This window comes from Paenibacillus hunanensis (genome assembly GCF_034055775.1).
GTDB lineage: Bacteria > Bacillota > Bacilli > Paenibacillales > Paenibacillaceae > Saccharibacillus > Saccharibacillus hunanensis.
On the sequence record NZ_CP139194.1, the window covers coordinates 3,721,856 to 3,735,938 of the forward strand.

The following is a 14,083-nucleotide window of genomic DNA, read 5'->3' on the forward strand; positions in this document are numbered from 1 at the left end:
GGTATAAAATAAATCATAAGGAGCTCACACTATGAAGCCTTCTCAAATGTTTCATTCTGGCACATTATTATCTATGCCTGTTATCCTATTATTGGCTATAGCATGCGGACTGTCTGTCGCCAACATTTATTATGTTCATCCCATGCTCAATGTCATCGCAGCCGATCTACATATGAACACAGCGCTGGCTGGCTCCGTTATTACAGCTACACAAATTTGCTATGCATGTGGCTTATTATTTCTGGTGCCATTAGGCGATCTTTTACCACGTCGTCAGCTTATTATCGGGCAGATGCTAGTGTCCGCTCTGTGCCTGTTATTTGTAGCTACAGCCTCCGGAGCCACTTCATTCTGGATCGGTATCGGGCTTATTGGTGGATTAGCCGTTGTCGCGCAGACGATCATTGCAGCCGCAGCATCGATGTGTGCGCCACAGCAGCGCGGCCAAACGATAGGCTTCATTACAAGCGGCATCGTGATCGGCATTTTACTCGCTCGTGTGCTGGCTGGATTGCTGACTGATCTGGCAGGCTGGCGCTCCGTCTATGGCTGCTCCGCAGCTGCTTTACTGTTGATTGTCGCTCTGCTGTATCGCTACATGCCAGCGACACCAGCTCCTTCTACTCGCCCTTCGTATAGCCAACTCGTCTTATCCACCTTGCAATTGTTCTGCGAATTACCTGTACTGCGTGTACGAGCATTGCTGGCCATGATGATCTTTGCAGCGTTTGGTACGCTATGGACAGCACTTGTATTTCCACTAAGTACAGCACCGTTTTACTTTTCTCATAGTACGATTGGTTTGCTTGGCATTGCCGGGCTAGCCGGAGCGATTGCGGCTTCGCGTGCGGGTATATGGGCTGATCACGGCTGGGCACAACGTACAAGTGGAATCGCCTTAGCCTTACTGGTGCTCTCTTGGGTATTCATGTGGAATATGTATCATAGTGTATGGTTTCTTATTATCGGTATTATTGTGCTGGATCTGGCTGTGCAGGCTGTACATGTGACGAGTCAGAGTATGATTTTGAGTACACGACCACAAGCAGAAAGTCGCTTGACAGGTGCGTATATGGTTTTTTATTCGATCGGTAGTGCATTGGGTTCGCTGGCGGCAACATGGGTATATGCTCACTATGGTTGGAATGGTGTCTGCTGGCTTGGGTTGAGCTTTAGCGGTAGTGCACTCCTATGTTGGACACTAACGCGGCGAATGTCCCGTGTGCCAGTATCGGTTGTAGCCTCATCCTCTACAGGTCATTGTAAATCTACGGGCTGAATCCCTATCAGACTGAATAGCACCCACATCCTAAACTGTAATAATACATCTGTACCAGGTAACTATATAAATCTAATTGTAACTATAAATAGAATCAAGCAACGGCTCCTTTAAGGAACAGCTTGATATTTTGACCTGATCGATAAGCTGAATAGCTAAACAGACTGCCCACTGATCAATGGACAGTCTGTTTATTTAGCTGTTATCTATTGCTGTTGTCTACTACGATTGCTTATATTGTTTATAACCATAGCATAACTGCGCATTGCCTCTTGATCGCTATATGCACCTACACCAGCCTCTCACAACATGGCTGGCTTATGCTTCTTCCTCTTCCACATCCGCATGGAAAATACAAACATACGAATCCGAAGCCCCTTCATCCAATTCCGTACTCATCACCGAAAAGCCGATATTACGATAAAACTCCACGCCTTCCGCATCGGTTTCAGCCATTAATACCGCTGGCTTTTCCTGTTCCAGCAGCAGCAAAATGATCCCGCGCCCGTAGCCAAGTCCGCGCTCTTCCGGTGCAATAGCGAGATGGCGAATACGGAGTGCGTCTTCCATCTCCTGATCGGCTGCACAGCCAATCACACCGATCGCTTCGCCATCCTCTACATATTTGTACAGTCTTTGCTGCGGATCATTACGATACTGTTCCAATACCGCATCCAGTACCTCATCATCTGGAAATACAGCATAGGATAATAGCTCACGCAATTCAGCATCATCCAGTCGTTCATTCATTAATTCAAGCATAACATTTCCTCCCGTTTATCAAACACACCCCAATAGTTTAACCTGTTTGCTCGTCCTGCTGCAATAGCTTCGGCTCATTGGATGGTGGCTGCTTGCTTGCAGCAAAGGTAACCCAGTTCCCCTGTAGCTCAATCTCCCGATCATCCTTATTTTCTTCAATCGCCTGTGCTACAGCTTTGCGAGCGATAATATTCCAGCCCTCATATTCACTTTCGAGTAGCTCCAGTAACTGCGTTGTATTCAGATTCAGCTCGATATTACCTTCCTCTGCATTTCCATTCTGCTGGTCTACCTGTTGTACCGATGAAGTCATCGAGATAAAATGAATACCGCCCGTCCGCGTACCTGCTTGCATCCGTTGCAGCACATCGTGTAAAGCCTGCGGAGAGGATACATGCTCCAGACATCCGGTCGCAATCATATAATCAAACTGCTCGGGTTCAATCTCATAATGCTCCACATCGCCAACGATCGCTTGTACGCGGTCGCTCACGTCATATTCGCTGGCATATTGCTGTAGCTGCTTGATCGCATCCTCCAGCAGATCCACCCCAACGACCTCTCCACCCTGCTCCAGCTTTTGTGCGACAGGAATGGCATGTCGCCCTACACCACATGCCAGATCCAGTACACGCGGTGCTGGTGTATATTGGAGCAAGCGCTCCAGTAGCTCCATCACCAACGGGGTCGGACGCGACATCCAGCTTCCATCCTCAAACAGCTTATTTTCCTTATAAAATTGCTCATGGTACTGGTTCTCTGATTCTCTTGCCGTATTGAATGAAGCACTCATGATGATATCCACCCTTCTGTCTCATTATGTTGTCGTATACCATTACCCCACACACCGAATTGTTATCGCCTACCCACTCAGGATGACCCATTTTAGTGTTCCAAGTAAAGGGTTATCCTATCAGAGCCGATCCAATCTGCTACTTAATATTCTGCACCGAAAAGCATACAAAAAAACCCGCATCCCCTGAGGGGTGCAGGCTTCCTAACTATCCATCCTACGATAAAGCATCGTACAGCTATTGTTATTGAATCGATTCTGGCATCGATTTTGAATACCCTATTGTCTATCTTTTGTTAAATGATGATCAGGGTAATTATTATGCTGTAGGACTTCACCTAAGCAGCGGCGTGCTTAATTCACCAGCTGCTTCAGCTCCATACAGACCTGATCATACGCCGGGAATAACGATTGCACCAGCGCCTCAATGCCGTCCAAATTGGTTTCACGAGCCTTCTGTTCAATCTCTGATAACAGCTTGGACAGATGATGCACACCAATGCTCAGACTGCCAGATTTTAATTCATGTGCTGCTTCGGCAAGACTTTTCGCGTTTCGTTCATTCGCCAGTCGCTGCAAGCGCTCCAGCTTTCCAGGCGTTTCGTTTTGATACATATCGATCAGCGTACGTAATACCTCCGGGTCACCCTCTTCATTCAGCTCAATAATCTCCTGAATGACGTTCATATCAAGCACCTTTTCGGTCGTTGCCGCTGCCGGTAACCATTTATGCAAAATGCGGGTCAGGCTTTCCAGATTGACTGGCTTGGTTAAAATGTCATCCATTCCGACCTCCAGACAGCGCTGTCGATCCTCTGGACTGGTGTTCGCAGTTAACGCAATGATCGGTACGGGCTCGCGCAGCTTCATGCGTTCCAGATCCCTAATTTTGCGTGTCGCCTGGAATCCATCCATGACGGGCATCCGATTATCCATTAACACCAGTACATACTGATGCTGATGAAATACATCGAAGGCTTCCTGACCATTGGTCGCTAGATGAACATTGCTCATGCCCATCTTCTTCAGTTGAAGCTGAATAACCTGACTGTTAATCGGATTATCCTCTACGATTAGAATAGGCTGATCGGTTACGCGAGCAACTGGAGCATTCGATGCATGACGATTGCGCTCCTCTATACCTTTTGCTTGCTCTTGCTCCGATTTTGCCTCGGTCGTTGTATTTTTTTTCAAAGGAATATCAAACCAGAAGATAGAACCTTTGCCTTCATCGCTTTTCAAATCAATTGTCCCTTCCATCAGCTCCACCAATGACTTACAGATGGAGAGGCCCAGCCCTGTTCCTTCCACACCGTGCTGCTCCGGACGTTCTGCCTGTGCATAAGGCTGGAATAATCGTTTTTGCTGGTCCGGTGCAATACCAATGCCAGTATCGGATACTTCGATATGGAGAACCTGTAGATTTGCACGGTTTTCCTTCAATTGCACACTTACTTCGATTTTCCCGTTCCGCGTAAACTTATTGGCATTGTTGATCAGATTAAGCAGAATCTGACGGATTCGTCCGCCATCACCAATCAGATCACTTTTTACGCGATAATCGATAAAGGTTGAAATCGTATTCTCATTTTCATTCGCTTTCGGTTCAATGAGTCGGATAATATGATCCAGCAGGAGACGCATATTAATAACGCCTTCCTGTAGCTGCATTTTGCCCGCTTCCATCTTGGACAGATCCAGCATATTGTTGATCATACTCAGCAGCAGCTCTGCCGATTCCTGAATAAGCATCACCGAGCGCTTCTGCTCCTCTGATAACTCCGAGGACATTAGCATCTCCGCCATCCCGATCACACCATTCATCGGTGTGCGAATCTCGTGGGTCATAATCGCGAGAAAACGGGCGCGTGCCTGATTCGCCTGCTCTGCTTCCTCACGTGCTGCACGTAGCTCCGCATTACTTTTAGCGAGTAAACGCTGCAAATTCACAAGCTCATTGTTCATAGCCGAAAATTCAGAAAGTGCTTTTTCTTCCTGGTGCTTACTCTGGATAATCTGGTGGGAAAGATCTTCAATTGTTTTGCGCAAAACCATGATTTCATGCTCTGCATTCGTCATTGCCTTCATCTTCCCTTCCCCATATTCTGCTGAACACCGGCTATTGCTGTCCCGCAGCAGGTACCAGAGTATCAGCCAGCTTGGTTGCTCCATCTGCATCAGGCGCATAACCATCGGCTCCAACTTTTTTCCAGAGTTCCCGATCTATATTGAAAGGTAAACCACCCACAATAATCTTAACGTGTGCGGCTCCCTTACTACTGCGAATTGTCGTAATAAATTGCTGCACCAGATGCACATGAAAGGTCATCGTTACGGAAATCGCCACCAGATCTGCTTTGTAGGAAATAATCGCTTCCAGCAAGCTACGATCCGGTACATTCGCTCCAAGATAATACGTATCCCAGCCTTCCATTTCGAAGAAATCGGTCAGCATGCGTATGCCCATTTCGTGCATCTCATTACCGACACATGCCGATACGAGGCGACGAGCTTGAGTAGCATGGTGCGCTGACAACCACTGTGGATACAGCCTTGACATGATGCTTTGTGTGGCAGCCGTACAATAATGCTCCTGTGCGACATTAATCTCGCCAGTCTGCCACAATCGTCCAACTTCATATTGTACAGATTGAAAAATATAGAGATAGATATCCTTAATGCTGATCCCCTGCTCTAATAGATCAACTACTCCTGCATAAGCGAGCTTCCGGTCCCCATGCAGCAGTTGATCCAAATACGTCGCAGCCTCTACACCAAGCGGCGCATCTGCTGTTACATAAGATACAGGCGCATCTGCCTGAGCGACATAATCGATGCCCAGATCAAGATACTGAATCACATGCTGCCTGTCCTGATGATGGAAATGCTCCAGTAATACACTACGAATTGCGAGTAGATTAACGACCAGATCCTGCTCGGTCACCCGATATCCTCGCAAAAGCAGTTTGAGCCAAGAGATATAGTTCATGAACAGTGCAGGACTTTTTAAAAGTACGCTTTCCGCTAAATAGCTCAGGCTGTACATCGAGTCCTGTTTTGTTCTGTCTCTACCCTTGGCCCCAAATCGATGAACCAGATCCGGTTGTTTCAGGTATTGAATGATCGTCACCTGTTCTGCCAGTCGGTCCGCTTGTATAATTAATTGTTCACCCGCTGTTCCTTGCTCCTGTAATGCCATCAGCGGACACCTCCTGTACAATGGCAGGGGATTACTCCGCGCGTACGACATAACGCTTCACAGTAGGTTTAATATCTGATAACTCCTGATCAGGATACTGGCGTTCCAGCTCATGAATACGCTGAAAATCGGTTCCTTTTACCCAGGCAATGTAATCGCTTTTCGTTTGCCAGGTTGTCTGCACCACGAATTCCGCTGGTGCATTCTCGCTCTGAAGAAGTTGAAAAGATACAAAGCCAGGCTGCTCGTCCACAAGTCGGCTCCGGTTACGGTAAATGTCGATCAATTGCTCCGTCTTATGCTCCGGCACCTGAACGATGGACTGCACGATATACACGAAGTAATGTCCCTCCAAGCAGTAATGAGAAAAGATCCTTCATTGTCCAGCGCCCCTGCCGGACAGAATCTTGACTCGTCTTCAATTTATACGATTTCGATCAGCGTCGACCGGCAATAGATGCAGCAGCCAACGTTCGAGTGCGTTAGTGAAATTTTCCCATACATCAGTTAATTAAGCAAGCTCCCTTGCACCTATGTCACTTCGAAATCGCAAAATTATTATATTCTAGCAGGTATTGAGTATGGGAACTTGAGCCGTACCAAATGCTATAATTCCTACACGAAAACCTGCATTACCAGATAAACAAAGGGCTCGACTCCATAGACATAGCTATTGTCGAACCCCTTTGTTCTGTTTCCATGTCGCCCTACTATAAACCTTATAGTCCAAATATACAAGTTTAATTTCGCAAAACCATTTTTTACACTCTAAATAAATATAACATTATTCAGTATCAGTCATCTTGAATAAAGGGATTCATTCATCGTATTTAACTATACTATCCTTTCATTCGTTTCTGAGACGTCAACGTTCTTTGCCCAGTCACTCTCATCCATCAAGTCGATTATGCAGATATGCTCCATGACAATCTCATCTAGCATGCTCAAACAATCAAATAATTGCACACTATTAGTAGAAGGGATTTTTTCAGCTGCTGAATTCATTCATGCATCTAGGCTGCTAATAAAGCGATTCGCAATTCGTTTCGCCTGTACACTAGCTGACAGGTACAATATCTTCTGCGTAAAACATTTCGTCCTTACGAGGCTCGAATCGCACTCGCTGATCCATACCATAGATGCCTTCCATCTGGAAAAGATATACAGCAGGTCGATCAACTGCCAGAATCTGCTGCACCTCCTGATATTGCTTCTCCCGCACAGTTATATCCGTATTGGTAGCGGCAGCTTGTAACAATCGCTCTGTCTTCGGATTGTTATAATCCGTTTCACCCACTGCTGCCGATTTCAAATAACGATTAAAATTATTCGAAGCATCGAATAACGAGTTACCGATCCCGATCATAAATGCTTCTTTAAAAGCTTTAGAATCATAGCGTTCCATAAAAGCATCGGGCTCTAGCACGTCCAGCTTCGTTTTAAAGCCTACTTGATCCAGCATGGCACTAATCCTGCTGGCGTACTCCTTATACGTAGAGGAAGCGCTCAGATGGATCTCAGGCCCACCTGTGCTATAGCCTGCTGCTTGCAGCAATTGCTTCGCTTTTGACGGATTGTATAATGCTTGCCTGTATAAGGATAGATCTGCGCCAAAATTCCCCGGCGTAACCGAGGTACGTGTAACAATCCCTGCTCCCCCGGCAATGCTGTTCACCAGACTTTGCTTGTTGATCGCCAGATCGATCGCTTCGCGTACTTTGGGATCGGCAGTCGGGCTTCCTTCTGACATCCGTAAAATAATTTGCAGTACACGCTGAATCGGCGCTTTTACAATCGTCTTGCCTTTCGCTTCATTAATTCGCTTGCTATCGGTAGCTAGAAGCCCGGTTGCAATATCAATATCGCCCGCCAGCAGTGCAGATACGCGTGATGCTGACTCTGGAAGAGCACGGAATACGACCTCATCCCACTTCGGCTTCCCACCAAAGTAGTCATCATTACGTACCAGCTCCACACGATCATTTTTCATCCATTTACCAAATTTGTACGGCCCGGTGCCTACAGGCTGATTCAAAAAAGCGGCGATTCCGTTCGTATCAATGTATTTGGAGGGTAGCATCCCTGCTCCCGTCTTGCAGAGACGATTAAGCAGCAACGGATCAGGCCCATCGGTTACAATATCAACCGTGTAATCATCGATCACACGTACTTCCGCGATATTTTTGAAATACGAGTTTTGCTTGAGAGAGGTATCCTTGGCTACACGCTCCAATGTATATTTCACATCAGCAGCAGTAAAGGGATCGCCATTATGAAAATGCACCCCTCGCCGAAGGTTGAAGCGCCATGTGTTATCATCTGTTTGCTTCCACGACGTTGCCAGCACTGGAATCTTATGCTGGTTATTATCGTTTTTGAGCAAATAATCAAACATATTCACAAGCACCGCTTCGCTTACCGTATTCGCATTATTGTGTGGATCAAAGCTCTCGATATCTGCGGTGGTACCAATCGTGAGCACCCTACCTGTAGCATGAACATCAGACTGTTTCATCGGATTAGTCGAACTGCTGCTATTCACGCTACAACCGGCAAGTATACTAGCTATAACCCATATTACAATACTGCCAGTTAGCCATCTCCCCATCATCCTGCCGCACTCCCATTCTCACGATTGTTAATCTCACTCTATGTATATAAGGTACCAATTCTACCTTATTCTAAATAGCGACAAAATATGATTTTTTCCTTACTATACTTACTCCTTTTGAGCAGGTCAATCTTTATTCTAGCTCTATACATAAGACGCTATCTAACCCGTGAAATCATCCAAGAAATGACATTGCTAAACACAAAAAAAGTCTAACCGATAGAAGCTATCGGTTAGACTGTCTTATCCGCCGCGGCAAAGCCGAGCTTTTTTAGCAATGGAATCACGACCAGTTTTTCTTCCTGCGTCAATCCTGCCATCGCTTCCACAATGGCTTGCTTATGCTGATCGAAAATACCTTCAAAGAACGAATTGCCCTGCTCCGTCAGTTCCGCGAAAATAACACGGCGGTCATTGTCACACGAACGGCGAGCAAGTAAATTTTTCTTTTCCAGCTTATCGACCACATAGGTGATATTACCGCTTGAGATCAGTACCTTTTGTCCAATCTTCTGTAGTGGCTGCGGTTCATCGCTATGATACAAAAAGTCCAATACTCCCAGCTCGGTCGGGTTCAGACCATAGCTCTGAATATCGGCATTGATCAACGATACGACCGATTGATAGGCTCTCGATAAAACCATCCACAGATGCAAAGACTCTTTCTCCACATCGTTAACAGGAGCAGTTGTGCGATTGGCCTGTTTCATGATTTGTTCCTCCCTCATGATGTATAACGCCTGAACGTACTACAATCATGCAGTACATCCAGGCGCCATTCTAATCTATGGATCGCTTCAAAGGATCACGTATGAATACATCCATTCCATTCATTCGGCAGCGGGCAGTCGCTGCGGGCATGATCTGCCTGTGAGTATGAATCGCATTCGATTAAGATACTTCGACATTGGCATTTCATATTCCTTCCGACCCCAGCTGCTTGACTGAAGGATTTCGCTGTAATGGGAATCACAGACAAGCGCGAGAGCCAGTCAAACGCCCTAAGGCGGGTAAGCCATCTACAGCAAGCTGTCAAAAGCTTATATTAGAATTGTTTTGCAACTTCTTTTGCTTGCTCCAGACCTTCTGCAACGATTTGTGCAGCACGGTCAGGGAATGCGTTGTGACCTTCGATCAGGAATTTCTCAACATCTGTAATGCCCCAGAATCCGAGCATCGATTTTACATAACGAACAGCCAGCTCAACGTCTGCGCCAGGGCCTTCGGAATATACGCCACCACTTGCGTGCAGCAGCATTACTTTTTTACCGCCAGCCAGACCTACAGGACCTTCTGGAGTGTATTTGAATGTTTTACCTGCTTGGGACAGGTAGTCGAAGTAAGTATGCAGAACCGCTGGAACAGTGAAGTTCCACAGTGGGAATGCGATAACGATTTTTTCAGCAGCCAGGAACTGGTTCATGTAACGGTTCACACGATCAACAGCTGCTTGCTCTTCAGAAGATACTTCAAAGCCTTGACCTGCTTTGTAGTTCGCACCGATTACGAATGCATCGTAGTAAGGAGGATTTTCTTCAAACAGATCCAGCACTTCTACTTCATCCTGTGGATGGGAAGCTTTGTAGCTTTCCAGGAAGGCATCGTATAGTTGTACAGTGATTGCTTGATCAGCAGGACGGTTGTTCGCTTTTACAAATAAAACTTTAGACATCGTTTTCTCTCCTTTGGCTCTTCAAAAAATTATGATCTAGTAAATCTTGATTTAAAGATAGTATAACAAACCATTTTTGTCAACCGTTATCCGTAAAATCAATTCGCAAAATAATTAAAAAAACCGGAGCCGACTGCATAACAGTCTGTCCGGTTCAGGTGTTCATGTAATTTGGATTGTATTCCTTATTTTATAATGAGTACGTTATTACCCAGCGCCATCTATTATTGCCCGGCGCGCTTAACCTCAATCGTGCCACTATTGTAAGCAACGACTACCGCGCTTGCCAGACCGATAAATAATCCATTATCGACCACACCCGGAATATCGTTCAATTGACGATGCATACGAGCTGGATTCAGGATTTCGTTAAAATGACAATCCACTGTATAGTTGCCGTTATCTGTAATGAATACCTCACCGCTGTCGGTTTTGCGTAGTACCGGTGTACAGCCCAGACTTTCGAGCTTTTGAATCGTCCACTCATGGGCAAAGGTAACGACCTCTACAGGTAGTGGGAATTCACCAAGACGCTTCACGACTTTATTTTCACCAACGACGATCATTACCTGACGACTACGTGCAGCTACGATCTTCTCACGCAGCAATGCACCGCCACCGCCCTTGATCAGATTCAGATCCGGGTCGACTTCATCCGCTCCATCAATGGTCAGATCAATCGTACCGACCTCAGCAAATGGTAAAATTGGGATCGACAGCTCGCGTGCCAGCTTCTCCGATTCCTCTGAAGTCGCTACCGCTTGAATACGCATTCCCTGCTGCACCAGCTCACCAATTTTACGAATGGCATAGACCGCAGTTGAGCCTGTGCCTAATCCGACTGTCATTCCATCTTCTACCCAATCCACTGCTTTTTCAGCAGCCAGCTGCTTAATATTCATCGTTTCGTTCACTCCACTGCTCAGATTTTTGTCCTGTTTTCCCATTACTTCTGTTAACAATCAACATACCAATTCTAATCCACATGAGAAGAATAACATTCCAGTTCTGGCATGTATGGCTATTTATGTATTAAAATACGTCTGCATACATGGATTTCCTGAATCAATTGAACTATACTGAACTGAAACTGGCGAATACACACCATCTTAATCTCAATTCATTCCCATTTGAAAAGGAGCCTGCCTTATGCGAACTCAAGATCAGATCAAGGCCAAGCTACATGAGCTCAACACACAAAAGACGAATTTGCGCACACGCCTCTCCACACTCACACCAGAAGCTGCTGCTTATACCTCATTACATCAGCAACTCGCTCGATTGGAAGATATGTCTACCATGCTAGAGTGGGTGCTTGACCAGCCTCAAGGCAATTACCACAGCTAATACGCTCTATTTTATATTTTATCCCATGTATTTCAGAAATACAAAGTAAATCACTCATCGCGAATCATGTCAAAAATTGTAACATTTTATATTGCAAAAAATTAATTTGAAATGTTTCAAGTCGGATTTTTCAGGGTATATGCTAATAGTCTAAAAGAACTACACCATGAGTAGCACATTCATTCCTGATAAATTTTCACAATGCTATAACATAACTGCCTACAAATTCCGACATATACTTTTGTGTGCTGGCTAGCAAATAGAGATTCAATTTCTAGTATTAGGAAAAATTTTACCTTTAATTTTTAGGTAATACTAATTCTTACATACTAAAAATAATCCTAAATACCTAATTTGCTAAGCCTTGCAATCGTCGGAAATGGCCACTGAGTAACCATTCAGTGCCTAACCCTAGCTAATTCCATACTTATTACAGGAGTGAAGATCATTGAAGAAAATAGGCAGGCTATCATTCGTTGCAAAAAATCTGATCATCTCAGCAGTTAGCATTGTGTTGATTGGTGTCATTCTGCTCGTCAGCAGTTATATCACACAACGATCGATTCTAATCGATCAGCTTCACGGACAGATTCAAGCCGTCACCGATACGTTTGCTCAGGGCATTACGTCACAGCAAGTTCAACAGGCAATGACTGAAAAAAGCTACGAAGGAACCGTACAAAGCGAATTGCGCTCCTATCTGGATAACGTGAACAAATACAATCCAAATATCGCGCAGGCTTATGTATTTGGTACCGAGCTGGAAAATGGTAATGGTACACAGCTTGTAGCCGTTCCAACCAAGCTGATGGAAGCCCTCAAAGAAGGCAAGGTTAACATCGGTGATATGTATGAGCAGCCGCAGACGATTGTTGAAGGTATTCAGGAAATGCTGAAAACGGGTCAAACTACCTTTACTAGCTTCTATAGCGATGATTTTGGTCTGTGGACAACGATCCTGTACCCTATCAAGGACTCCAACGGTAAGATTTTTGCCTACTTTGGTGTCGATGTAGATGCAAGCGCCGTACCAGACGGTCTGCACCAGCTTCTCATCCGTGGGATCACCATTATGGTTATCTTCCTGATTATTATCTTCGTACTGCAATTCTTCATTGTACGTCGTACACTGTCTCCAATTCGTGAGTTAATACGCGGAATTGAAGAAGTCAGCAAGGGTAATCTGGATATTCATATCAAAACCGGTAAGGACGATCTCGGGATCATCAACCAGAAATTCAACGAGATGGTCGCAAAAATGAACAGCGTTATCGTCAACGTACAATCGGCTTCCAAGCAGGTTACTGAATCTGCGAAAATGCTGATGGACAGCGCCTCCGATCACAGTAGCCGCTCGCTCAGTCTGGCAAACAGTGTTCAGGATATCGCAGACGGCATGAAATACCAGGAAGCTGCTACAGAAGAAACAGCAAAAGCGATGAATGAAGTCTCTACAGTTATTAGTACAATTGCGAAAAACTCATCCACAGTTTCGGATGAAGCCTTTGCAATGGAGCAAAAGTCGGCACATGGTAATGAAATCGTAAGCGAAGTGACTAACCAGATGGCGATGATCTCCACTTCTGTGCATCAAACAGCTCAAGCGGTTGAATTGCTGGAAAGCCGTTCACAGGAAATCGGTAATATTCTCGGTATCATTACAGGCATCTCCGGTCAAACGAACCTGCTTGCCCTGAACGCATCGATTGAAGCTGCGCGCGTAGGTGAGCATGGTAAAGGCTTTGCCGTTGTTGCTGGTGAAGTGCGTAAGCTGGCTGAACAAACAGCTGATTCCGCGAACCAGATCAGCACATTGATCGTTGAGATTCAAAATGAGATCAAAAACGCTGTAAATTCAATGAGAAAAGGTACAACCGAAGTTGAACACGGTATATCGATTGCCGATCAAACGGGCAAACTATTCGCTGAGATTCACCTTGCAACCAAAAAAGTAACCGAACAAATTCAGGATATCTCCAGTGCGACCCAGCAAATCTCTGCCGGAACGGAAGAGATGGCTGCTACAACCGAAAACCTGAGAACAACAGCGAATGTCGCTGCTGCCAACAGTAACAAAGTGTCCGAAAACCTGGAAGGTCAAAAAGCAACAGTCGTTTCTACGTCTGATGCAGCCAATCAGCTGTCCAATATGGCTGAGCAATTGCAAGAATTGATCTCCCATTTCCACGTTCGTAAAGCAGAGTAAAAAGAGTACGCTACTTCGCACCAGACACTAATTTAATGGTTCCTTCTCCTGTACAGCCAGGGAAAAGAATGCCCTCCACATTGCGCTGGAAGGCATTTCTTTTCTCCAGGTTTACAGTAGAAATCATATAATCATATGTGTATATGAAACAAAATGTAACAACGCAACTCTCTTTTCAACTGTGCTTATACAACCTACAGTTCATCAACTTCAT

12 protein-coding genes are annotated in these 14,083 nt (G+C 45.3%); 3 read left to right on the forward strand and 9 right to left on the reverse strand.

Annotated elements, in window-relative coordinates; all coding sequences use genetic code 11:
- The first annotated feature begins 31 nt into the window (after positions 1–31).
- Positions 32–1,279 (forward strand): MFS transporter, encoded by a 1,248-nt coding sequence (locus SK066_RS15100; protein WP_320542103.1) that lies wholly within the window; start codon positions 32–34, stop codon positions 1,277–1,279.
- 318 nt (positions 1,280–1,597) lie between these two features.
- On the opposite strand, the gene SK066_RS15105 is transcribed toward SK066_RS15100, so the two are convergent.
- From SK066_RS15105 to rpiA, 9 genes are all read right to left on the reverse strand, one after another.
- Positions 1,598–2,041 (reverse strand): GNAT family N-acetyltransferase, encoded by a 444-nt coding sequence (locus SK066_RS15105; protein WP_320542104.1) that lies wholly within the window; start codon positions 2,039–2,041, stop codon positions 1,598–1,600.
- Between the two features lie 37 nt (positions 2,042–2,078).
- Positions 2,079–2,834 (reverse strand): class I SAM-dependent methyltransferase, encoded by a 756-nt coding sequence (locus SK066_RS15110; protein WP_320542105.1) that lies wholly within the window; start codon positions 2,832–2,834, stop codon positions 2,079–2,081.
- A gap of 354 nt (positions 2,835–3,188) precedes the next feature.
- A complete protein-coding gene (locus SK066_RS15115; RefSeq protein WP_320542106.1) occupies positions 3,189–4,922 on the reverse strand; it encodes an ATP-binding protein in 1,734 nt (577 codons plus the stop codon).
- A gap of 31 nt (positions 4,923–4,953) precedes the next feature.
- On the reverse strand, positions 4,954–6,033 hold the full coding sequence (locus SK066_RS15120; RefSeq protein ID WP_320542107.1) for a cobalamin B12-binding domain-containing protein: 1,080 nt from the start codon (positions 6,031–6,033) through the stop codon (positions 4,954–4,956).
- A 31-nt stretch (positions 6,034–6,064) separates the two neighbouring features.
- The gene (locus SK066_RS15125) at positions 6,065–6,370 is read right to left on the reverse strand and encodes an antibiotic biosynthesis monooxygenase family protein (protein WP_320542108.1); all 306 of its coding nucleotides are present in this window, start codon (positions 6,368–6,370) and stop codon (positions 6,065–6,067) included.
- 720 nt (positions 6,371–7,090) lie between these two features.
- Positions 7,091–8,644 (reverse strand): ABC transporter substrate-binding protein, encoded by a 1,554-nt coding sequence (locus SK066_RS15130; protein WP_407673678.1) that lies wholly within the window; start codon positions 8,642–8,644, stop codon positions 7,091–7,093.
- Positions 8,645–8,877: 233 nt separating this feature from the next.
- Positions 8,878–9,354, reverse strand: coding sequence for a MarR family winged helix-turn-helix transcriptional regulator (locus SK066_RS15135; protein ID WP_229685855.1), 477 nt, complete (start codon positions 9,352–9,354; stop codon positions 8,878–8,880).
- A gap of 335 nt (positions 9,355–9,689) precedes the next feature.
- Positions 9,690–10,316 carry an FMN-dependent NADH-azoreductase gene (locus SK066_RS15140; protein ID WP_320542110.1) on the reverse strand — a complete coding sequence of 209 codons (627 nt, stop codon included), beginning with the start codon at positions 10,314–10,316 and terminating at the stop codon, positions 9,690–9,692.
- Positions 10,317–10,540: 224 nt separating this feature from the next.
- A complete protein-coding gene (gene rpiA / locus SK066_RS15145) occupies positions 10,541–11,218 on the reverse strand; it encodes a ribose-5-phosphate isomerase RpiA (protein ID WP_320542111.1) in 678 nt (225 codons plus the stop codon).
- 247 nt (positions 11,219–11,465) lie between these two features.
- Between rpiA and SK066_RS15150 the strand changes: the two genes are divergently transcribed.
- Both SK066_RS15150 and SK066_RS15155 read left to right on the forward strand, forming a co-directional pair.
- Positions 11,466–11,663, forward strand: a complete 198-nt coding sequence (locus SK066_RS15150; protein ID WP_188776555.1) for a hypothetical protein — start codon at positions 11,466–11,468, stop codon at positions 11,661–11,663.
- 448 nt (positions 11,664–12,111) lie between these two features.
- Complete coding sequence (locus SK066_RS15155) at positions 12,112–13,869, forward strand: methyl-accepting chemotaxis protein (RefSeq protein WP_320542112.1); 1,758 nt, start codon at positions 12,112–12,114, stop codon at positions 13,867–13,869.
- Positions 13,870–14,083: the final 214 nt, after the last annotated feature.